The organism is Emticicia aquatilis (genome assembly GCF_014644295.1).
GTDB classification, from domain to species: domain Bacteria; phylum Bacteroidota; class Bacteroidia; order Cytophagales; family Spirosomataceae; genus Emticicia; species Emticicia aquatilis.
The window spans coordinates 14502-35035 of sequence record NZ_BMKK01000024.1; the positions used below are offsets into that span (position 1 = coordinate 14502).

Genomic DNA, 20534 nt, shown 5'->3' on the forward strand with positions numbered 1-20534 from the left:
ACAAAAATAAGGCTTTTAGTGAGATATTTAGAGTTTTGGTAAGAATAAAATTATTGACCTTTTTTATTCCCTTTACCAGCTTTTTGATTCTTTTCTTTCATTTCCTGATAAGTTTTAAATTGCTCAGGCGTAAGAATCTTTTCAAGTTCTTTGTCTTTTTTTGCTTCTAAAGCTGCCATTTTTTCTTTGGCATTATCTATTTGAGCAGGGGTTGGCTGACTGCTCCCAAACTCTTTTTTGATTAATTCGTATAAATCTTTGCGTTGGTAAGCATAGTCTTCGTTGAGCGAGGAAATGATGATTTCTTGCTCTTCGTTCAGTTTCAATTTCTTGACCATTATACGAGTTTCTTCTTTCGCTACTTCGTCGGGGTCTGGTGGAGGCTTTGGTTTTCCGTTATCGAAACTTGGGTTGTTGAAGGCACTGTTATAGCCTCGGCCATAGCCACCATAACCACCTCCGTATCCGCCATAGCCACCTCCATAGTATTGGGCGTAAGAAGTAGAAATCGTAAATATCAGACAACACACGAACAAAGTTGATGTTCTAAATATGCCTTGATTTTGCTTCATAATTATTTATTTGAAATAGATTTTCAGTAAAACTTTTCAAAAGTAATAATTTTAAATAAGATTAAAATGAATTAGCAAACCTTATATCTTATTTTGATATAAAAAACTGATAAATTAATTGTTAGCAGCACCTGCATTAATCCATTTTTTGATAGCCTCAATTTGACAAGCTCCTAATTTTTGGTTTTGAGGCATTCCGACATATCCGACGTGATAATTAATTACATGCCATAGCTTTTGATTGTCAACATAATTTTTGACGAAAGCATAGCTGTCCAGGATTACACTTCCTTGAGCGGCTTTTGTTTGGTGGCACCCAACGCAATATGTATCAATAATTGGCTTGATTGTTTTGGTAAATGTTGGTGTGGCTGCATCTACTATGCTTGCACCGCAGGTTGTGTTTTTTGCACCTTCGTCAATCCACTGTTTGATGATAGCAATTTGGCTACTTGCCATTTTTCTTGGAGATTCAGGCATTTTCCCGCTCGACATTTCGCTGTAAATTTTACTTCTACTCGAATTTCCCGCATTTACGCCTTTCATAATTCCATTGTAAGTGCTAAGGTCATAACCTTCGGCTCTTGTTTTAGAATCATGACAACCACTTTCTGCACAATTTGAATAGATGATTGGTAAAACCTGTGAATCAAAGCAAATTGCGGTACTTGTACTGGCAGTTGTGGCACAAGCAAGTTGCGAAGGTGGTGTTGTTTCGGTAGCTGCTCCTGTTGGGTCAGTATTTAAGGGCGTTTCGGTTGTATTAGAGTTTGAGGGCGAAATCAATGTTGCTTTATGATAGGTACAGGAAACGATGATACTCAAACAAGCAATTATATAAATTAGTGTTTTCATTTTTTGAGGAAGATTTTAATTCAAAAAAAGAATTGACTCTGCAATCAATTCTTTTGTACTTGATTTTATACAATTATTTTTTCATTGCTGTAAATACAAATTTGTTTTTAACGGCAATGTTTTCTGCAATTTTAGCAACCACGAGCGTCGGAACTTCAATTTTATGGTCAACTAATGGCACGTTGAAATCAGATAATAAAGTGATTTTTACGCCTTCAATGGTTACTTTGCCTTTTAAGGTACGTTCTTTTGAAACTCCGTGCATGATTAGCGTACCTTTGGCGGTTACATCGTATGTACCATCTTTTTTCCAATCAATAGCTTCGTTGATTTTTCCTTTGAAAATACCATTCGGAAACTTTGTTGATTCCATGTAGTTTTCATTGAAATGTTCTTCCATCAAATGGTTTTTAAACTTAAAATCGGTCATAACCATTTTGACGGCGATTTCATTAGTTGCAGCATTCAGAACAGAAGTAACCGTTTTGTTGAGTGCAGCTATGTTTTCGAGCGGAGTTTCTGAGAAAAAACTTGTTTCTCCCTCACGGCAGATATAGTTTTGAGCATTGGCACTGGCTGCAAAAAATAAGCTGATGATGAGTGTTTTTATGATATTTTTCATTTGTTCGTGGTTTAAGAATGTGAGTAAAAAACGACTACTACAATTATAAATTATAGGTTATATTGTAAAGTTTAGTTAAGCTATTGGTAATCAGTTCGCTTTCTGATAATCACCATTTATCTTTTTTCTTCTTTTTATCAAAACTAAATGTTCTTGAAAGATTAAAGCCCCAGTGGATGCCTCCATTAGTCCACGATTCGGTATTTTCTGCAATAAATTGTTTTTCAATCATACCGAGTGAATTGGTAAAATGAAGCTGAAAAACGTGTCCACCCGTTTCGATATCAACACCTACCGAAAGCGAGTTATGATAATTTGAGTTGAGTGCATACTGGTCGTTGAATGATGGTAGTCGATAAAAATACTCGGCATTGATAGAGGTACGTTTATTGAGTTTGTATCTTCCTCCGAAACCAATGGCAAAAATATCGTTGGGTTCAAGTATTTCTCTGGCATCGCTTGAGTTAATTCTGAAAACCTTATTTCTGTGCAAATAAGTTGGGCTTATTTGTAATGAAAAACCATCAGTGATTTTCCGAGCAATCAGGATTTGGCTGCAATAAGTCCAACGTTCGATGTTATTAGCAAAGCTTGGTGACGAAAAAGAGTTTTCGGGATTTGAACTCAACGAAACTGCGGCGAGGCTGGCAAATAGCGTAACGCTCACGGGCATTGTTCTGGCTCCACTTGATTGTTTAAGTAATTTGTATTTACCAAAATAATCAAATGTTTTCTGGGTAGTACTTCGGCCAATTCCGACCATCAAATCATCGGTTAGACCATACTCAAAGCTCATACGCATGGTGGCTTGGTCTAAACCAAAGTAATTATAAGCTCCCGTATTTAAAGCTCCAAAACGGTGAGCAATACGAAAATCTAAATGACGCTTGGCTATTGTTTCAACCGACTGCCCATTAATCACTCTTGTTGATTTGAATGTAGCAGTTGCAAATGTCGTAGTGGGTTTGGTGTTTTTTTCAAGTATATCCATTGGGTCGTCTTGTGCAATGGCAGTAATACTCAGAAAAAGTAAAAAGAGGAGGTATGTATTTTTCATGATTGAATAATTGAAATTGTATAGAAAGGGAAGTTAAATAAAAGCAACTTCCCCCCAGAAATGGATTTAAGACACCGTGAGTGTAGTTCCGTTTACTGCAACTGTATATTTTGTAAGACTTTTGGTAGCTGGACCTTGGGTTACAGCTCCACTTGTATTAAATTCTGCACCGTGATTTGGGCAATGAAATTTGCCACTACTTTGATAAACCACACTTGTACCTTCGTGAGTACATGCTTGTGCTACCGCCACAAAAGAGCTTGCTGTATTGCCCGATGCAATGCGGGCAATGATTACGCCATTGCTGTAAACATAACTATTAACTGATAGTAATTTAGTTGCTAAATCTACTGAGATTCCTCCTGCTGGAATTACGACATCACTTGCGTTTTTGCATGATGCAAGAACGGCCAATAGTGCAGAACCGCCTAAACCCATACTTCTTAGAAAGTCTTTTCTTGTAATTGATTCTTGTGTAAGCATTGTGTTTTGATTATTTATTTGATTAAGTGGGTATTATTGAAAATATAAAAAGCACTTTAGCAGATTTGTTGAATTCATATCATAAGCAAAATTGAATATTTCTTTGAGAGAAAGTATTACATAATATTTTTCAAAAGTTGTAATATTCATACTTTCATTAGCTTCTACGTAATTAAACGTACTTGGGTTGCAAGCCTATTATGATTTTGTAAAAAGCACCGCCCAAAGTGTTAGGCAGTCGAATAGTGCTTTTTACTTACAAAATATCTCAACGGCTTACTCTATAAAGCCCATTAAGTTTCAGTCCAAACAGCCAGTCATTGTTTCGGTAAGACAGTGTTTTGAGTTGGTATGAAACATACGGACTTAGCTGAACCGAGAATCGTTTCCAACGTTTTTCGATGCCTGTCGATAACATCCAGTTGTTGAATGGAGTTACTTTTATACTTTCGGTTAGGCCTTCTTGCTGATTTTCTTTGATGAAATCATGGTGCGAAAAAGAGGTGATTTGGCGAAGATTGACATCTAAATCTGTGCCTGTTGAAAATAATACAGTATAATCTTTTCGTAACGGCAGACGATAATTGAGGTAAAGCGGGATTCTGAACAGCACCTGATGTGCCTCAATATCTTTAATTGGCGAACTCAGTGGCAAATCTAAGTCATGTTGCTCACGGAAATCTCGTTCGGTTTTACGTTTGAAATCATCTTCATCGCCAAAATGCTCAAAACCTAAGAAACTTACATTAAGGCCGGTTGTCATGCTCCAGCGTTTACTAAACAAAACTTCGGTCAAAATACTCGTTCCGATTTGCCCATTGTCGATATTACTTCCTAAACCTACCCGGTATTTTAGCGATGGTAAAGTGATTTGTGGCATTCTGAAACCAAATTTTTTTGAACTTGCATCTACCCAACGTGCGGTTTTAAGCTGACGGTCAGCAAAACTAATGGCAGGAGATAATCCGAGTGGGTTGTAACCTTTACTTTTTAAATCTTTTAATGATAAAGTTTTTAGGCTTACCTCTTCTAATTCTGACTGATTTGCAGGAGTTTGAGTAGTGTTATTTGCTTGATTATCAGTGTTTTGTGTGATTTTCGATTCTTTGTTTTCTGAATAGTCTTTTGGAGCAGATTTGCCACCAGAATTTAAATCAGATTTATTTCCTACAAAACTATTTTGTTGTGCAATAGTCTCAAATCGCTTCTTTGATGTGTTATAGCCTTTGTTGGTGGCATTACTTGTATTTTTATTGATATTTTTACTGAAATTATCTTTGTTAGTTTCTTCTTTACTTAGATTTGAAATTGATTTTTCAGAATTTTTACTTGCAGCAACGGCTGTATTTTCTGAAATGTCACCGCCATTTTCAAACGGAGTATTTTCACTACTATTTGTTTGAGGTTGTGCCGCTATGCTCTCTTCGTAGTCATCAACTTTAATTTCGTGTTTGATGTGCTTAACAACATAAACCGTATCGATTTTTTCGACAATAACAGGCGAAGACTTCTCTTTTAGAACTGTTTTTGAAGCCGTTTGTGTTGATTTTTGTTCTAATTGTTGGTTTAATTCTGAGATTTTATTTAGTAAAGATTTATTCTCATTCGCTTGAAAAATGGTTGTTGTTAGTAAAGTTAGAATCATGAGCGTACCAACCGAATAGGTAAAGATATGCCCAAAGCGTTGCCATAGGCTCAGAGGAATGTGCTGATTGACATACCCTTGAACTCGGTCGATTTCGTCTTCACTGAAAGGTGGGTGAAAGTTTTCAACTTTGCGTCGAAAAGCCTCATCAAATTTGTCAGTTTTCATTGAGTTTATTTTTTCGCACTGCGTAAATATCAAATAAATGAGGATAATGAATGCGTATCATTTCCTGTAATTTTATGCGAGCATCTTGAAGGTTCGATTTCGATGTGCCTTCTTGTATGCCGAGACGCTCCGCAATTTCTTTATGTTTATAGCCCTCAACTACATAAAGCATGAAAACCATGCGATACATCGGTGAAAGCTTACGAACAAGCCCCATGATTTCTTCAACCGAAAGCTTACTAATCACGTCGTCGTCGAAGTCAGTTACTTCTACTTCATCGACTGCAATATGGAGTTGGTATTTTTTATTACTTCTATAATAATCAATGGCCGTATTGACCATGATTGTGCGAACCCACGCTTTGAAAGGTTGAGCCGAGTCGTATTTAGGTAGATTATTAAAGATTTTCAAGAAACCATCATTGACCATCTCTTCGACTTCTTGCTCGTTGCTCGAATATCTCGCACAGATACTCTTCGCAAAGCCCAAATGCAGCTTTATGAGCGTCCGTTGAGCCTGACTGTTATTATCAATACAGGCTTTTATTACGCTATCGAGGTTATCTTCCGAAAATGTACTTTTCTTGAAAAACAATGGATACTGATTTATTACATTTACGAATTTATTAAAGCATTGATTGTGAGTGCGTTAGCATTGCTGACTTTAATAAGCTTCGTCTAAAAAATTATATTCATAAAGGTAGTACGTATGCCCGCAAAAAAGGGTGGGGTGGAAATAGAAAAATAATATTTTTTTCAAAAAAAACTTTTTTTACCCCACGCTTTTATTCGGCTCGGCGTAAAGATAGGTAATTACTCATTTTTACATTTTAATATTAATACCTATGACACGTTTTGCAAAGTTGATGATTTTATCGGCATTATTGATGGGCTTTAGCTCAGCTACTGTATTGGGACAAGACTCTACGAAGTCATCAATTCAAACGATTTTTAAGAAAAAGAAAGGTGGGGCTAAATTAAATTATTTGGGCGTTTATATTGCTCCCGAGTATCAATTCGGACAAGTTGGTGGAGTATTTACGTCGTTAGCGGGAGGCTCATTTATGTTGCAATTCAATAAAAAGTTTGCAGTTGGTATGACTGGTTACAGCAGTTTTAGAAATCAATCGACTGGTGTTGATGGGATGTTTGGTGGACTAAAATTTGAATATACCGTAAAACCCGATGCGGCGGTTCACGTTTCGTTCCCATTGGTTGTTGGTGTAGCAGGCAATAATTTCCATTTCGGAGATTTCGACCACGATGGTTTTAGAGGTGATAGGGATGGTAATTTTGACCCGAACGCTGATGGAACAAAGCCAATGAGAGATGGGAGTTTTTCAAATACAACGTATCGCCTGATTCAACCTGGAGTTGTGGCTGAGGCAAACCTTTCTCGTTTTGCAAAAGCATTCGTTGGAGCAAATTACCGATTTGCATTTGATAATAGTGGTTTGAATAATGACTATAAAGGGTTTTCGGCAAATATTGGTCTAAAATTGGGTATTTTTGATTACGCAGTTAATAGAAAACCAAAGAAGAAAAAACACGAAAGTAAATTTTAATTTGATGTTCGTGCAACCATTTTTAGAATGAATGCCGTCATTGAAAATGTAATTACAAAACAGAAGCTTCGCTCTAAACAAAATCATTTACTATTTATTTAATACTAATCGAATGAAAAAATTAGTTGTTTTATCATTTTTTGCTCTTGGAAGCATCTATTTTGTTGCATGTAATAGAGATAATATTAGCCCAGATTCGATGTCGGTTGATGCAGTTTCAGCTGCCACTGCTGATTCGACAAAAAAACATAAACCGCATGGTGATTCGTTAGGTCATAAAGGTCCAAAAGGTATGCCACATGATTCTTTGGGACATAAGCCACCAAAAGATTCTCTTGGCGTAAAACCACCAAAGTTGGATTCACTTGGACACAAACCAAAGAAAGGACCAAAACACGGTTGATTAGAATTTAAAAGTTAATATATTTTTGTGGTTTGGTAGAAACTTCCCGATGTTATGTCAGGAAGTTTTTTTGTTTCTGTATTTTATAAAGTTTGTCTTTCTTTCCAGTTTCGCCCTCGACGGCGTGAGAAATTGATGATGATTGAGTTGGACAACTTCATGGCATTTTCGTGTTCTTCCACCACAAATTGCTGATTGACCAAATAACTCTTATTCATGCGTATAAAAGCAAACTGACGGAATCGTTCTTCTAATTTTTTGAGAGTTGTAGCTACAATCAATTTTGTGCCATCGCTGAGATGAATAATCGAATAATTTACATCGGCTTGAAGCATTATGACCTCGTTGGGGCATACTTTTTGTCGGCCTCCGATGGAAACTTGATTGGCATTTTCTATGGTTTTCATGGCGTTGTATGGGTTATTCTTCGTAGGTTACTACTATTTTTATGTCTTTACTCAAAATATTGGCACTATTTCCGGGGCTGTTCGTAATAAATATATTTGAGCCATCATATTGATACGAAAACTCATATCCAGTTACGCCTGTGTAGCCATTACCTACCCATGCTTCGGCAGCAGAACCATTGTATCTAACCAAAACATTGATAGCAATAATTTTTGAAGAAGACACACCGTGAGGAATAGATACATTACCTCCTTGCGATGCACTTGTGGTGCTGGTTATCTTTTTGATTTTGATTTTTGGTGCGGCCACATCGTCTCCCAAAGTAGTAAAACCAGATACTTTTACATTACCGTTACCTTGCAGGTCAAGAATGGGTGTTGTACCACCATAATCGAATGATACAAAATTATTGGCTGCTGTGGCACTTGATAAATTAAAATATTGCCCAAAATAGCGGGTAGCAGTAGAATTTTCCATTCTAATCATGCCATTCGAGGCGTCAACGGTTGTTTTTAAAGTGATATGCGGGTTAGTGGCGGTGTTGCCAGTATTGTGCCAAATATCAAACTTACCCGCAGGAGTTAAACAACTCAAGCAAGCTTTTAGCGTTGGAGCTAATTGTAAAAATGTAGCACCATTTGTTCCAATGCCAAGAAAAGCATTTTCTTGGTTAAAGATTGAGGCATTGCCAGAATTGTTTTCGCCGATGTATAAACCATCGGTGCTTGTTGTGCCGATGGTTTCGTTGGTTAATTGTAAAATTGAAGAAGAGCCTGTACTTGGATTATGAAGTTGTAAATTGTAATTGGGGCTTACTGTTCCGATACCAACTTTTCCGTCGAGGGCAAGTCTTATTCTTTCTTGTCCATTTGAACCAAGCGATAATTGACTCGATAAGCTTCCACCCAAGTGGATTCGGTCGGCAAAAGTAGAAATTGACCCCATGTCTGTTCCTGTGTTTCCATCGCCAGTGGCTGAGTTTTTGAAATATAAATCAGCACCGAATGAACCTGTTGTAGAAAAATGCCCGTAAGTAGTGCCTGTCGATTTTACTACAAATCTTTTACTGGCTGTTCCAGGTTCTAATAAAACGCTTTGTCCGAATGATACAACCGAAATCATAACCAAAGCTAATGCAATAATATTTTTTTTCATGGTTTTGAAAATTAAGATTTTGTGAAGAATTATTTTCGACAAAATTCAATTTTAAAACCACGCCCGTCAATTACATGATGATGTAGGGAATTGAGAATTAAGAATGTAGAATTGAGAATGTAAAAATAATAATCGGTGGGTTAGCGTTGTCGAACCCATAAATTATTAGCTTATATAATCCGTTCATTAATGGCTTTTGCTACTGCTTCGGTTTGGGAATGTACGTGTAGTTTTTCGTAGATATGTTTGATATGAGCCCGCACGGTATCAATGCCCGTGCCGATTTGGTGGGCAATCATTTTGTAGCTTAGCCCTTTTACGAGGTTTTCAAGAACTTCTTTTTCTCGTTTAGTGAGTTGATAGTCAATGTTTTGTGTGTTTTTCTGACTCATAAATGCCAACACTTTTCGAGCAATAGCGGCCGACATCGGTACACCACCTTCATGAACACTCAGAACACCTTCAACGATTTGAGCAGGTGAGGTGGTTTTCAGTAAATAACCATTTGCTCCGAGTTTGAGTGCTTCAAAGATATGTTCATCGCTATCGAAAACTGTTAGCATCACAACCTGAATACTGTTTGAGTGTTTTCTGATGGTCTTCAAACCACTAAAACCATCAGCAATTGGCATATCAATATCCATCAAAACTACGTCAGGTTTTTGGCTAAGTATTTGGTTGTCAATGTTTTCGCAGTTTTCGTAGCTATCTAAGAATTCAATACCAGCCGAACTTTCGAGTAGAAACGAAAGACCCACCCTAAGTTTTGGATTATCTTCATATAAAAGCACTCTGACTGGCATATTCTAATTTTTTTACAATGTTAGTATTTTTTAATTCTATAAAAAATTACATTTTGATGTAGCATGACTTTACCAAATTGTGCTGTATCGAACTTAATCGTTTATGATTTTTAGGAAGAAATTGGAATCTTGACTTCAATTTCTGTTCCGCTACCAATTTCAGAGCTAATACTAAAAAATCCTTTTAATTGCTCGGCTCGCTTTTTCATGTTTATAATTCCATTTCCCATTTTTTGTTGGTGCAGGTCAAACCCTTTACCATTATCTTTGATGCTCAATATTAATAAATTTTGGTGTTTTAATAGGTTTATAGTTAGGGTTTTAGCTTCGGCGTATTTTGCAACATTATTGATGGCTTCTTTAAAAATCATATAAAAGTCGTAGTATTTCTGCGAACTCCACTTGATTGTTTTAAGTGATTCGTCGGCATTAAATTGATATTCGATGTTTTGGGGTTCGAGCATTTTTGCTGTAAATTCCTGCATTCTGATGATTAATTGTTCAAAATTATCATTTAATGTTTTGTTCGTCCACACAATATCACTCATATTATCGAGCATTTCTTGGGCATTTTCGCTTATTTGATTGAGTAAGGTCTGCGTTTTTTCGGGCGAATTTGCTAACTGATTTTTAGCTACTTGTGTCAGAATCGCAATGCTGCTGAGAGTGGAACCGACATCATCGTGCAAATCTCTCGCAATTTTATCTTGCACTTTTTGGGTACGCATTTTCTGCCGAAATCTGTACATTAAAAACAAATAAATGATGATACCAAGCACCGTAAGCACATACAAAAATATTGAAGGAACAAACCACCAACTTTGCCAAAATGCTGGTTTTATTTTAAATTTCAGTGCGTTTTCGTGTTTATTTCTAAGATTCTTTACTGCAAACTCATACTCGCCCCCATAAAGATTAGAATATGACATAAAGTTTTGGTGACCAATTTTTATCCATTCTATATTATCCGAGCCTTTGAGCTGGATGGCATATTGGGCATTGAGTGAGTCTGATTTATCAACGAAGCTGATACCAATGTGTTGGGGTTTAAATGCTAATTCGATGGGTTTTGTGCAGTCATAAATGGTGCTATCATCGAACACTTGAAATCTTAGAAAAGTGATGTTTTTCTGAGAGAAGCAACTATTATAAAGGCACAACAGCAAAATAGTAAAAACTAAACGCATAGGAATTGGATTGGGTATAGAAAAGTAGGATTTTTCTACGAATTTGCCAAGTTTTCGGCATAATATTTAGTTTTCCAATAGCCAATGCTTACAAAGATGACTCTTATAAAAATAAAAATCGGTACGATGTAGTCCCATAAAAAAAATATGAAAGAACGATTGAGGTTATAAAGCCAACTGTTAAGTGCAGTTAATAATAAATCAAAAATTTGGAAAATAAGTGTCCCAATTATCACCCAAAATAATGGAAATTCTCTTAATGATTCTATGCTTTCATCTTTTAAAATTTGGTTGAGAGCAACCAAGAAAAAAATAATTGTCCAAATATTAAAAACCAAGAAAAGATATTGATTCATATAAATTCCATGTAAATATAAATCAATACAAATGCCTGATAGATAGATAATTAGTGAGAAAAGTAAAATTTGCTTATAAATTTTTGATTTAAGCAAAGTATAGAAAAAAAAAGTACGAAATATCATAGTACAGCAGGCACTAACATATATCATAAAATGATTATTGATACCATGTTCGCTAAGTTTGATGGAAATTATGCTGTTCAGATTTGCCAATAATAAGCCTCCAAAATACCACCATAAACTACTACTAATGTATTTATGATTGTAAACAGCTATAAGTATTGGTAAAAATAAACTATAAGAAGAAATTTTATAAAGCCAGTCAGACATAAGTTAGCATATATTATTTATCAACCTGGACAATAATTTGGACACGGACGACTACTTGACGTTCCGCCACCAGAGTGAGTATGGTCTTTGTAGGTGGCAACTCCTATCATTTGTGTCTCGGTATTTTTATAGATAATATTGAACGCAACTTTATGAATATCAGCCATTGGTGGAACACTAAAAGCAGCTCCCTTCCTGACATTTAATTCGATGCCTTTTACTTCTGGAATAATATTACCCTCAAAGTCTGCCAAATGATTCATTATTAACTCACGTCCAATAAAATATCCTTGAATGGGTTCAGTAAATCCCCTTCTTAAATCATTAATGGAAGGTGTACCCATAGGAATACTTGGCGTTGGACTTAAAGGATTTACAGTAATTTCTGTTTGATATTTTAGAAGTAAATAATTTTCAGAGAGTATTTTGGGTCCACCCGAAAACCCAGCTTTTGTTATAACTATTTTAGGTACATCATTTTTAGCTTTCTTTGTAAACCAAATCCAGAAGCCAACAATGCTATTTTCGCCAGTAAAACTTGCATCAAATAAAAATGAAACAAGGTTATTTATGGGAATATAAAAAGAGCCTATGAGCGAGTTAGAAATACTATAATTAGCATCAAAACCTTGCTCAAAGCCATTTCCTTTGGGACTTATAAAGGAGTTTTGTCTTCCAATAACGGTAGTGCCATCTCTTCTAACATCAGCTCTATCATTCAAAATTTGCTCCTTTACATAATTATAAAAAGCCGCAACAGCTATTGTATTGTGATTGTCAATAGAAGCAATATTTGGAATATTGGGGTTGTTTAAAACATTTTTTGGGATTTTTGATTTTGCCATCGTTTTTTCTTTTAGGTTGAAAAGATAAACGAATGTCAAAATAAAAAACGAAATTGTCAATTACATTATAATGTAAGATACGCACGCAACCCTTTTTCATATCGATTCGTCTATTTCAATTAAAGGGATTTAATCTTTTGCTCAACAATAAATCAAGCTGAAATATTGTTGAATAAAACACTAACCTAAAATTTATATCAACCAAATTCTTCCTTTGTTTATTGATTAAATTTTTCCTCTTGTTACCCCACGCATTGCTGAGGGTTTCCGTATAGCTAATTAAAGTACCATCAAACCTATTTTTTCATGCACGAACAACAGTCTTTGCTCGGTTTTCTTTCTGTGGCATTTTTAGCAGGAGTAGCCAATCTTTTTATGCCTTGTATCTACCCGATTATGCCCATGACGGTCAGTTTTTTTACGAAGCAGTCGGATGGCTCTCGTAAAGCCATGTTTTATGGGTTTTCAATCATGTTTGTTTTTGCTCTAATTGGCTTCGTTACTATGGCCTTTGGAGCTCCATTTCTAAACTTTATCAGTACTCACTGGTTGCCAAATCTTATTTTCTTTGTTATTTTTATTGTTTTCGGAGTATCACTTTTGGGGGCATTTGAAATAGTTTTACCTCACCAATTTGTCAATCGTATTGATGGGATGTCGGAAAGTGGTGGTTGGTTGGGAATTTTCTTTATGGCCCTAACTTTGGTGGTGGTTTCGTTTTCGTGTACAGCCCCATTTGTGGGGTCGTTGTTGATTTTGGCCGCACAGGGCGAAGTTTGGCGACCATTATGGGGAATGTTAGCTTTCGGGCTTCCTTTTGGGTTGGTTTTTACACTCTTGGCGATGTTTCCTCAATGGCTCAAAAGTATGCCAAAATCAGGTGGTTGGATGAACGAAATGAAAGCAGTTATGGGTTTTGCCGAATTTGCTTTGGCACTCAAATTCTTGAGCAATATCGACCAAGCTTATCACTTCAATTTATTGCATCGAAATATATTCTTAATCGTCTGGATAATCATTTTCGGATTAATTGCATTTTATATTGCAGGTTTCATCAGATTGCCGAAAGACAGTAAAGTAAAGACTTATCATTGGTCGAGAGTGGTTTTTAGTGCTTTATTTTTCATCTTTACGTTTTATCTGATTCCTGGCGTAGTACAAGATAAACCGCTCGAATTGCTTTCTGGTATTTTACCTCCACAAGATAATAAATCTGAGTTGGCAGGGGTGCCTTCTGAAAAGCTTCGTCCGATGCCGCACGGTTTATCGGGGTTTGTCGATTACGATGATGCTCTGGCCTATGCTAAGGAAGTAAATAAGCCACTTTTACTCGATTTTACGGGTTATGCGTGTGCAAATTGCCGTAAAATGGAAGAAAATGTTTGGGTAAAACCAGAAGTTTTGGAGCGACTCAAAAAAGATTATGTGATAGCGTCGCTCTATGTGGATGACAAGAAAGAATTGCCCAAAGAAAAACATTATAAATCGACTTATGATGATGAAGTAAAAACAACTATTGGCGACAAAAACATGGATTTGGAGATTACGAGGTTCAATAATAATGCTCAGCCATATTATGCCGTAGTCGATGCCAGTGGCAAAACAGTAGTAAATCCAATAGGGTATTCGAGTGTTGAAGACTTCGTGAAATTTTTGGAAGAAGGTAAAAAGAAATAGAAATTTCAACCAACCTTTCTTTGATAAGATTCGTCTTTAAAATAAGTATCGATAAAAGGAAAACATTACCCCACTCTTTGAGAAGTGGTTACGTAATCAAAAATATAAACCATTATTTATTAAATTTTAGAATCATGACACGTTACGAGTTTTTGAAATCATTAGGTTTTAGTGGAGGTGCTTTAATGGCTTTACTTACTTCTTGTGTAAGAGAAGATGATAAATATGTAAATGCTTTAACAGTAGCACCAGATGGCTCAACTACTGGTACTACAACAACAGGAACTACTGGCACTACTACGACAGGGACAACTACTGGTACAACAACAACAGGTACTACGACAGGAACGACAACTGGTACTACAACAGGAACCACTACTGGAACTACCACAACGACTTCAAACGTGTCAGGTATTATAACTACCGAAGAACTAAATAAAATTACAAGTACTAAACTAAAAATTGACCTTACTTCTACAACTTATGCTAAGCTGAAAACAGTAGGAGGGTATACGGTAGTGAGCAATATCGTTGTGGCCCTATCTAAAGCCAACACATACATAGCGGCTACGGTGACTTGTTCGCATGAACCTAAAAAACAAGTGATATATTACAATAATGAATGGTATTGTACTGCTCACGGAGCAAGATTTTCGCTGACAGGTGCAGGACTGAATAGCAATGGTAGAGCTGGACTTACTGTATATAAAGTAGCAACAGATGGCAAAACATTAGTTGTTTATTAAGAGATTTACAGAGAAATATTTAAACTAAACTAAAAAATGAAATTTTTAAGCATTCTCCTGACATTCTTCTTGCTTGAAGGAGCTCCGCAATGGGGCAATGATTTCGACAAAGCAAAATCTGATGCCATTCAGAATCATAAATATATTGTGATTAATTTCTCTGGCTCTGATTGGTGTGGACCATGTATCAAACTCAAAAGAGATATTCTCGATTCTCCCGAATTTTTAAATTATGCTACATCAAATTTAGCTTTGGTTCGTGCCGATTTTCCAAGATTAAAGAAAAATCAATTGGATAAAAAACAAACGGCAATGAACGAAGCCCTCGCCGAAAAGTATAATCAAGAAGGAAAGTTTCCGCTCACGGTTTTGGTCGGAGCCGATGGAAAGGTTTTGAAAGAGTGGGACGGCTACCCAACAGGTATCACAACCGAAACTTTTATTCAAGAAATTCAGTCGATTATCAATGCTCGCAAATAAGGTTCATCAAAAAACGCTTCGCTTAATGGGTAATCGCTTTACTATCACGGTAGTAGATGACGATGCTCAATGGGCCGAGCAGCAAATTGATGAAGCCATTGCTGAAGTTAGTCGAATCGAAAAGCTTCTGACTACCTTCAGCAGTGATAGCCAAACCAACCAAATCAACGAAAATGCTGGCATCAGACCAGTAAAAGTTGATAAAGAAGTATTTGATATAATTCAGCGTTCGCTCCGAATATCTGCTCTTACTGACGGAGCTTTTGATATAACCTACGGCTCAATCGACAAACGTTTCTGGAATTTTGATAAAGAAATGACTTCACTTCCCGATGCTGAAACAGCCAAAGAATCGGTCAGATTAATCAATTATCAGAATGTTATTTTAGACGCCCAAAATCAGACAGTTTTCTTGAAAGAAAAAGGTATGAGAATTGGTTTTGGGGGAATCGGAAAAGGCTATGCTGCCGAACGAGCCAAACAATTATTGATAAAAAACGGAGTAAAAAGTGGGATTGTAAATGCTGCAGGCGACCTAAGCACTTGGGGAAACCAACCTAATGGAAAACCTTGGACGATTGCCATTGCCGACCCCGACACTCAAAATAAAGCTTTCTCGTACCTCAATATCAGTGGAGTAGCGGTGGCAACTTCGGGAAATTACGAAAAGTACGTAGTTATTGACGGAAAAAAATATTCGCATACGATTGACCCAAAGACTGGTTTTCCAGTGTCGGGAATTAAAAGTGTAACGATTATTTGCCCCAATGCCGAATTAGCCGATGCAATGGCTACACCCATCACTGTTTTAGGAGTTGACGCAGGTCTGGGCCTTATCAATCAAATGCAGCAGATTGCTTGTATCATCATCGACGACGACAATAATATATATACATCAAACAACATTAACGTTTCATAAAGATGAAATCAATCAAAATTTTTGCTCTTTTAGCTTATTTACTTAGCTCAATGGCTTCATGTGTAGCGGTGAAAGAGTACCAGAAAAATCGCATCAATGATTCCGAAATGGAACTTGCTGCAAGAAAAGCTGAGAAGTTTGAAACAAGCTTTTATCTCTACCGAGAGGGTGCATCGGGTGCCAATGGTGGGAAAAGTGGTGGTGGTTGCGGTTGTAACTAACACCGTGGAATGAAGCTCTGCTTCGTTCATGTAATTGGTAAATAAATAATTATAGGTGGTTTCTGGCTACTTATAATGAGCAAAACATTGAAATAGTCGAATTCAATTGAATCCTTCTCGGCTATTAAAAACTTTTCCCCTATGAAAAAAGTAACATTAGCGATTGGTTTGTACGTAGGCATTTTAAGCGGAGCCTATGGTCAATACGACGAAACCAAATTTATATTTAAAAATAAAAAGACCGAAACAACCAACAAAAACTCAATGCCCACATCAAGCAAAGAGTATAAATTAACTTCAAAACCTGAAGCCGAAAGTGGTTTCCGTACATTGAAGCTTGATGAAGTAAACTTTGTTTCGGCATATTATAATCAAGATGGTAATCACTCAGCCGTAACGGGTGGAGTCGGAACCGAAAAACTGATTGACTTCGCCAATTCGATAGATTTAAAATTGTCATTTACGGATAAAAAAGGTCGTAAACATTCAATTATTGGCGAAGCTGCTATTGATTATTATTCGTCGGCTTCTTCGGACAAGATTGACCCTCGCTCGGTATCTTCGGCTTCAATGACTGATACGCACTTTTATCCAACGCTTTCTTGGAGTAGAAAAGACGATAAAAAACACACTACGGTGGGTGCGAGTTTTTCGTATTCGACTGAGTGGGACTATAAATCTCATGGAGGAAATTTGAGTTTCTCTAAATCATCAAAAGATAATAATACTGAATTAAGCGTAAAACTCGGTGCGTTCTTTGATACTTGGTCGGTTATTTTACCTTATGAAGTACGCCCAGATGGCTACGGCTCAGGTGCAGAAGGCGACCAAAATATTGACTATAAACGCCGAAACTCCTATAATTTATCAATCGGTGTTTCGCAGATTATCAATAAACGTTTACAAGTAATGGCGGTTGTTGAACCTTCGTATCAAGAAGGACTTTTGAGCACGCCTTATCACCGAGTTTATTTTACAGACGGCACATTGAAAGTAGAAAAACTGCCTGGCACACGTGCAAAATTACCTGTTGGCTTACGTGCCAGCTATTTCTTGGGTGATAGATTTATCATTCGTTCGTTCTATCGTTATTACCAAGATAACTGGGGCATGAAAGCCCATACTATAAGCGTTGAAGTGCCTATCAAAATAACTTCATTCGTGTCAGTTACACCGCATTATCGCTTTAATAGTCAAACTGCTGTTAACTATTTTGCACCAATCAATAGTCATAAGCTTACCGAAACCTACTATACTTCTGACTTCGATATTTCGGATTTCAGAAGTGCTTTTTGGGGGGCAGGAATTAGAATTGCCCCACCAGATGGCGTTTTGGGTATCAAACATTGGAATACCGCTGAGTTGCGTTATGGGCATTATAACCGGAGCAATGGTATGGTAGCCAATATTGTTACGCTCAGTGCCAAGTTTAAGTAATTTAGTGTAAATTAATGCTTTAAATTGGCATTTTGGATGAATAAAAGAAAAGGTTATTGGCTCATAGTTTTGTTAATTGGAGTGCATTTTAAATCATTTTCACAGTTAGATTCACAAAAGTCTATTCGGAATTTGATTTATCTCGAAGCCTTCGGGGCTGGTGGCTACGGTTCATTAAACTATGAGCGAATAATTTTTCAGCAAAAGCAAAAACTTCCACCCAATCTAAAAGTTGGTTTTCGTCTGGGAATAAGCACGTTTCATCTCAAAGATTTTAACAATAAATTTAATCCAGACGTTATTATTCCGGTATCTGTCAATGCCATTTATGGCAAAATACACCACGTTGAGATTGGTTTTGGCCAAACTATTTCTAATGTAACTCAGACAAGTGCCTCATTTGAAATTGAACGTAAAACAACGCTCAATTCTAATTTTATAGCGGGTTATCGCTATCAAAAATCTGAGCGAGGCGTAATATTTCGGCTAAACTATTCACCTATTATTTCTTCTAACAAAGTATATAACTCATGGTTTGGGTTATCAATAGGTTATGGTTTTTAATGAAATTTTATGAAAAAACTTCTTTTATTTTCTGTATTAAGTTTACTTTTTGCTTGCGAAAAAGAAACTGAAATATTCGAAATTGCCAACCTCAATCGTAATTATATAACGGTATTAGGTCATGGCGGAATGGGCATATCGTCAACCTATCCGATTAATACCTACGAGTCAATCATGAGTTGCCTGAGTTTGGGTACTGATGGTAGCGAAATTGATGTGCAAATGACCAAAGATAGTGTTTTGGTAGCTTTTCATGATTCTGATTTAACCGAAAAAACAAATCTGACAGGGTCTATAAGTCAATATACTTTTGCCGAACTTCAAGAAGGATTCTACGACGAGATGCCGTATAAAACTTACGCTATTGTTTCGTTGGAACAGATTTTTTCAAACATTGATGATTTTTCGCCTTATAAATTTACGTTTGATTGTAAACTCTACAACGCCGACCCTACAAATGATGCTTATTTAGGCACTTTTGCTAACGCTATCGTGAAGATTGCCCAGAAGTATAATATTCAGCGAAAGATTTTGATAGAATCGAATGACAAAAACTTCCTGACGATGTTATCCGCCAAAAATGAAAGGTTTAAGTTATTCATTTACCCGCAAACTTTTGAAGAAGGCTTAGAAACTGCCTCCGAGCTTAAGTTATACGGAATAACGATTTCGAACGATGATATTTCAACCGAACAACTCTCCGAAGCTCACGATAAGGGTTTCAGAGTGGCAGTTTGGAATGTCCAAACCGAAAACGAAAATATTGAGGCTATCAGAAAGAACCCCGATTTTATTCAAACAGATAAGGTCAAATATTTGGTAGAGACAATGCAAGCTACTGATGAGGTTTATTACGCCACAATTCAGCAATGGCAGAAGCCTGATTCGCTTTCACGGAAATGAAATTTTAAGATATAAAGCCACATCAACACTAATTAATGTAGCTTTATGATTATTTGAAATCTTCTGGATAAAGTCTTCTTTGTTGATTAGAAAGTTTATCTAAAACATCAATTTCAGCTAAGTAACTGATTGTGATAAAAGAAAAAATAATTGGTAGAGCTATTGGGTACCAATTTGCCAAATCAGAAAGAGATAAATTGAAAAAGACTTGTAACATTAGCAAGTATGACCCGACAGACGAGCTTAAAATGTAAATATTCTTGAATTGTAGAAGTGGTAACTTAATGCTTCGTTTGATTAAAATTATTTTGCTAATGAGAATTATATTAAAAATAATAATAAGTGCATAGAAAGAGTATATCACTGATGCTAAACTTGCTATTTGAAATGCTTTGTAGCTTACCAAGAAAATCATTAACAAAAGCAGAATTTTTGGTAATTTGAAATACCCTACGAAACTTTTTCTGAATAAATTTCTGCCTTTAATTGCTACTTCCATTTCTTTTTGTCCTACCAAGTCACTGAAACCAAATATTCCAAATTGAGTATAAACTTGTTGCAAAGCAGTTTCAAAATTGATATTGCTGGTACTCATTTTCTCTTCGATTGAAGAAGCCAAGTGGTCAACCAATTCTGTCTGTACATCATAATATTCTACATACTTTTTGCGTGTAAAAGCATATAATTCTTCGATTTGTGCTGCGGTTAGTTTCATTGAAGTGCAAGTTTAGGATTCAAGATTAGATTTAGGTTTTCGGCAAAAGCACGGAGTTCAGCAATTCTGTCAACTGCAATTTCATTTCCTTTCGGAGTTATTTTATAGTATTTTCTTACTCGGCCTTCTACCTTTTCAGTTTCTGCCGTTAGTATTTCTTCTGCCTCAAGTTTATGCAGAATCGGATACAATGCCCCCTCAGTAATTTGTATGTCTTCTTGGGTTATTTCTTTTACTTTTTGAGTAATTTCATAACCATACATTCTTCCATTATCGTGCAGTAGTTTTAGAATTATTGTACTAAGGCTACCTTTTATATGTTGATTCATTTGCTTATCGTTTATTTCGACGGGTAAATATACATAATTTTCTTATACATCAAATTCTTAGGTATTAATTTTTATTCTGCTTCACT

The 20534-nt window shown here is 36.2% G+C and carries 25 protein-coding genes; 10 read left to right on the forward strand and 15 right to left on the reverse strand.

Annotation, left to right across the window (positions count from 1 at the left end):
• Positions 1–50: 50 nt before the first annotated feature.
• The 7 genes from IEX65_RS27500 to IEX65_RS27530 form a co-directional block, all read right to left on the reverse strand.
• Complete coding sequence (locus IEX65_RS27500; protein WP_188771544.1) at positions 51–572, reverse strand: DUF4890 domain-containing protein; 522 nt, start codon at positions 570–572, stop codon at positions 51–53.
• 114 nt (positions 573–686) lie between these two features.
• A complete protein-coding gene (locus IEX65_RS27505) occupies positions 687–1427 on the reverse strand; it encodes a hypothetical protein (RefSeq protein WP_188771547.1) in 741 nt (246 codons plus the stop codon).
• Between the two features lie 73 nt (positions 1428–1500).
• Positions 1501–2049, reverse strand: coding sequence for a YceI family protein (locus IEX65_RS27510; RefSeq protein ID WP_188771550.1), 549 nt, complete (start codon positions 2047–2049; stop codon positions 1501–1503).
• Positions 2050–2158: 109 nt separating this feature from the next.
• Positions 2159–3106, reverse strand: a complete 948-nt coding sequence (locus tag IEX65_RS27515; RefSeq protein WP_188771552.1) for a DUF5777 family beta-barrel protein — start codon at positions 3104–3106, stop codon at positions 2159–2161.
• 66 nt (positions 3107–3172) lie between these two features.
• Positions 3173–3589, reverse strand: coding sequence for a QcrA and Rieske domain-containing protein (locus tag IEX65_RS27520; RefSeq protein WP_188771553.1), 417 nt, complete (start codon positions 3587–3589; stop codon positions 3173–3175).
• Between the two features lie 268 nt (positions 3590–3857).
• Positions 3858–5402: a hypothetical protein gene (locus tag IEX65_RS27525; RefSeq protein WP_188771554.1), complete on the reverse strand. Its 1545-nt coding sequence runs from the start codon at positions 5400–5402 to the stop codon at positions 3858–3860.
• Positions 5392–5997: an RNA polymerase sigma factor gene (locus IEX65_RS27530; protein ID WP_188771556.1), complete on the reverse strand. Its 606-nt coding sequence runs from the start codon at positions 5995–5997 to the stop codon at positions 5392–5394. Before IEX65_RS27530 ends, IEX65_RS27525 begins: the two co-directional genes overlap by 11 nt.
• 250 nt (positions 5998–6247) lie before the next feature.
• Between IEX65_RS27530 and IEX65_RS27535 the strand changes: the two genes are divergently transcribed.
• Together IEX65_RS27535 and IEX65_RS27540 are read left to right on the forward strand one after the other, a co-directional pair.
• Complete coding sequence (locus IEX65_RS27535; protein ID WP_188771558.1) at positions 6248–6967, forward strand: hypothetical protein; 720 nt, start codon at positions 6248–6250, stop codon at positions 6965–6967.
• A 112-nt stretch (positions 6968–7079) separates the two neighbouring features.
• Entirely contained in the window at positions 7080–7370 is a 291-nt protein-coding gene (locus IEX65_RS27540; protein WP_188771560.1) for a hypothetical protein, read from the forward strand.
• An 83-nt stretch (positions 7371–7453) separates the two neighbouring features.
• Here the strand turns inward: IEX65_RS27540 and IEX65_RS27545 are convergent, their stop codons facing one another.
• From IEX65_RS27545 to IEX65_RS27570, 6 genes are all read right to left on the reverse strand, one after another.
• A complete protein-coding gene (locus tag IEX65_RS27545) occupies positions 7454–7777 on the reverse strand; it encodes a LytTR family DNA-binding domain-containing protein (RefSeq protein ID WP_188771562.1) in 324 nt (107 codons plus the stop codon).
• Between the two features lie 13 nt (positions 7778–7790).
• Positions 7791–8933 carry a hypothetical protein gene (locus tag IEX65_RS27550; RefSeq protein ID WP_188771564.1) on the reverse strand — a complete coding sequence of 381 codons (1143 nt, stop codon included), beginning with the start codon at positions 8931–8933 and terminating at the stop codon, positions 7791–7793.
• A gap of 170 nt (positions 8934–9103) precedes the next feature.
• Complete coding sequence (locus tag IEX65_RS27555; RefSeq protein ID WP_188771566.1) at positions 9104–9736, reverse strand: response regulator; 633 nt, start codon at positions 9734–9736, stop codon at positions 9104–9106.
• 110 nt (positions 9737–9846) lie between these two features.
• A complete protein-coding gene (locus tag IEX65_RS27560; protein WP_188771568.1) occupies positions 9847–10923 on the reverse strand; it encodes an ATP-binding protein in 1077 nt (358 codons plus the stop codon).
• A gap of 35 nt (positions 10924–10958) precedes the next feature.
• Positions 10959–11612 (reverse strand): hypothetical protein, encoded by a 654-nt coding sequence (locus IEX65_RS27565; RefSeq protein ID WP_188771571.1) that lies wholly within the window; start codon positions 11610–11612, stop codon positions 10959–10961.
• A 20-nt stretch (positions 11613–11632) separates the two neighbouring features.
• Positions 11633–12457, reverse strand: a complete 825-nt coding sequence (locus IEX65_RS27570) for a hypothetical protein (RefSeq protein ID WP_188771573.1) — start codon at positions 12455–12457, stop codon at positions 11633–11635.
• Positions 12458–12763: 306 nt separating this feature from the next.
• On the opposite strand from IEX65_RS27570, the gene IEX65_RS27575 reads away from it, so the two are divergent.
• The 8 genes from IEX65_RS27575 (at position 12764) to IEX65_RS27610 (ending at position 19404) form a co-directional block, all read left to right on the forward strand.
• Positions 12764–14134, forward strand: a complete 1371-nt coding sequence (locus IEX65_RS27575; RefSeq protein ID WP_188771575.1) for a protein-disulfide reductase DsbD family protein — start codon at positions 12764–12766, stop codon at positions 14132–14134.
• A 134-nt stretch (positions 14135–14268) separates the two neighbouring features.
• Positions 14269–14880: a Rieske (2Fe-2S) protein gene (locus IEX65_RS27580; RefSeq protein WP_188771576.1), complete on the forward strand. Its 612-nt coding sequence runs from the start codon at positions 14269–14271 to the stop codon at positions 14878–14880.
• A gap of 36 nt (positions 14881–14916) precedes the next feature.
• Entirely contained in the window at positions 14917–15360 is a 444-nt protein-coding gene (locus IEX65_RS27585; protein WP_188771578.1) for a thioredoxin family protein, read from the forward strand.
• On the forward strand, positions 15347–16279 hold the full coding sequence (locus tag IEX65_RS27590; protein ID WP_188771580.1) for an FAD:protein FMN transferase: 933 nt from the start codon (positions 15347–15349) through the stop codon (positions 16277–16279). Before IEX65_RS27585 ends, IEX65_RS27590 begins: the two co-directional genes overlap by 14 nt.
• A 2-nt stretch (positions 16280–16281) precedes the next feature.
• Positions 16282–16500 carry a DUF4266 domain-containing protein gene (locus tag IEX65_RS27595; protein ID WP_188771581.1) on the forward strand — a complete coding sequence of 73 codons (219 nt, stop codon included), beginning with the start codon at positions 16282–16284 and terminating at the stop codon, positions 16498–16500.
• A 141-nt stretch (positions 16501–16641) separates the two neighbouring features.
• Complete coding sequence (locus IEX65_RS27600) at positions 16642–17937, forward strand: DUF3570 domain-containing protein (protein ID WP_188771583.1); 1296 nt, start codon at positions 16642–16644, stop codon at positions 17935–17937.
• Positions 17938–17973: 36 nt separating this feature from the next.
• Entirely contained in the window at positions 17974–18501 is a 528-nt protein-coding gene (locus IEX65_RS27605; RefSeq protein WP_188771584.1) for a hypothetical protein, read from the forward strand.
• Positions 18502–18510: 9 nt separating this feature from the next.
• Positions 18511–19404 (forward strand): glycerophosphodiester phosphodiesterase, encoded by an 894-nt coding sequence (locus IEX65_RS27610; RefSeq protein ID WP_188771586.1) that lies wholly within the window; start codon positions 18511–18513, stop codon positions 19402–19404.
• Positions 19405–19453: 49 nt separating this feature from the next.
• Here the strand turns inward: IEX65_RS27610 and IEX65_RS27615 are convergent, their stop codons facing one another.
• A complete protein-coding gene (locus IEX65_RS27615) occupies positions 19454–20119 on the reverse strand; it encodes a hypothetical protein (RefSeq protein WP_188771588.1) in 666 nt (221 codons plus the stop codon).
• Positions 20116–20448, reverse strand: a complete 333-nt coding sequence (locus tag IEX65_RS27620; protein ID WP_188771590.1) for a PadR family transcriptional regulator — start codon at positions 20446–20448, stop codon at positions 20116–20118. Before IEX65_RS27620 ends, IEX65_RS27615 begins: the two co-directional genes overlap by 4 nt.
• Positions 20449–20534: the final 86 nt, after the last annotated feature.

Bases quoted from the DNA above. Each gene is read 5' to 3' on its own strand.
- IEX65_RS27615 (WP_188771588.1), bottom strand. From the start codon at position 20,119: ATGAAACTAACCGCAGCACAAATCGAAGAATTATATGCTTTTACACGC.
- IEX65_RS27550 (WP_188771564.1), bottom strand. From the start codon at position 8,933: ATGAAAAAAAATATTATTGCATTAGCTTTGGTTATGATTTCGGTTGTA.
- IEX65_RS27590 (WP_188771580.1), top strand. From the start codon at position 15,347: ATGCTCGCAAATAAGGTTCATCAAAAAACGCTTCGCTTAATGGGTAAT.
- IEX65_RS27525 (WP_188771554.1), bottom strand. From the start codon at position 5,402: ATGAAAACTGACAAATTTGATGAGGCTTTTCGACGCAAAGTTGAAAAC.
- IEX65_RS27565 (WP_188771571.1), bottom strand. From the start codon at position 11,612: ATGTCTGACTGGCTTTATAAAATTTCTTCTTATAGTTTATTTTTACCA.
- IEX65_RS27500 (WP_188771544.1), bottom strand. From the start codon at position 572: ATGAAGCAAAATCAAGGCATATTTAGAACATCAACTTTGTTCGTGTGT.
- IEX65_RS27580 (WP_188771576.1), top strand. From the start codon at position 14,269: ATGACACGTTACGAGTTTTTGAAATCATTAGGTTTTAGTGGAGGTGCT.
- IEX65_RS27605 (WP_188771584.1), top strand. From the start codon at position 17,974: ATGAATAAAAGAAAAGGTTATTGGCTCATAGTTTTGTTAATTGGAGTG.
- IEX65_RS27585 (WP_188771578.1), top strand. From the start codon at position 14,917: ATGAAATTTTTAAGCATTCTCCTGACATTCTTCTTGCTTGAAGGAGCT.
- IEX65_RS27505 (WP_188771547.1), bottom strand. From the start codon at position 1,427: ATGAAAACACTAATTTATATAATTGCTTGTTTGAGTATCATCGTTTCC.
- IEX65_RS27560 (WP_188771568.1), bottom strand. From the start codon at position 10,923: ATGCGTTTAGTTTTTACTATTTTGCTGTTGTGCCTTTATAATAGTTGC.
- IEX65_RS27515 (WP_188771552.1), bottom strand. From the start codon at position 3,106: ATGAAAAATACATACCTCCTCTTTTTACTTTTTCTGAGTATTACTGCC.
- IEX65_RS27510 (WP_188771550.1), bottom strand. From the start codon at position 2,049: ATGAAAAATATCATAAAAACACTCATCATCAGCTTATTTTTTGCAGCC.
- IEX65_RS27570 (WP_188771573.1), bottom strand. From the start codon at position 12,457: ATGGCAAAATCAAAAATCCCAAAAAATGTTTTAAACAACCCCAATATT.
- IEX65_RS27545 (WP_188771562.1), bottom strand. From the start codon at position 7,777: ATGAAAACCATAGAAAATGCCAATCAAGTTTCCATCGGAGGCCGACAA.
- IEX65_RS27540 (WP_188771560.1), top strand. From the start codon at position 7,080: ATGAAAAAATTAGTTGTTTTATCATTTTTTGCTCTTGGAAGCATCTAT.
- IEX65_RS27575 (WP_188771575.1), top strand. From the start codon at position 12,764: ATGCACGAACAACAGTCTTTGCTCGGTTTTCTTTCTGTGGCATTTTTA.
- IEX65_RS27595 (WP_188771581.1), top strand. From the start codon at position 16,282: ATGAAATCAATCAAAATTTTTGCTCTTTTAGCTTATTTACTTAGCTCA.
- IEX65_RS27555 (WP_188771566.1), bottom strand. From the start codon at position 9,736: ATGCCAGTCAGAGTGCTTTTATATGAAGATAATCCAAAACTTAGGGTG.
- IEX65_RS27620 (WP_188771590.1), bottom strand. From the start codon at position 20,448: ATGAATCAACATATAAAAGGTAGCCTTAGTACAATAATTCTAAAACTA.
- IEX65_RS27600 (WP_188771583.1), top strand. From the start codon at position 16,642: ATGAAAAAAGTAACATTAGCGATTGGTTTGTACGTAGGCATTTTAAGC.
- IEX65_RS27535 (WP_188771558.1), top strand. From the start codon at position 6,248: ATGACACGTTTTGCAAAGTTGATGATTTTATCGGCATTATTGATGGGC.
- IEX65_RS27520 (WP_188771553.1), bottom strand. From the start codon at position 3,589: ATGCTTACACAAGAATCAATTACAAGAAAAGACTTTCTAAGAAGTATG.
- IEX65_RS27610 (WP_188771586.1), top strand. From the start codon at position 18,511: ATGAAAAAACTTCTTTTATTTTCTGTATTAAGTTTACTTTTTGCTTGC.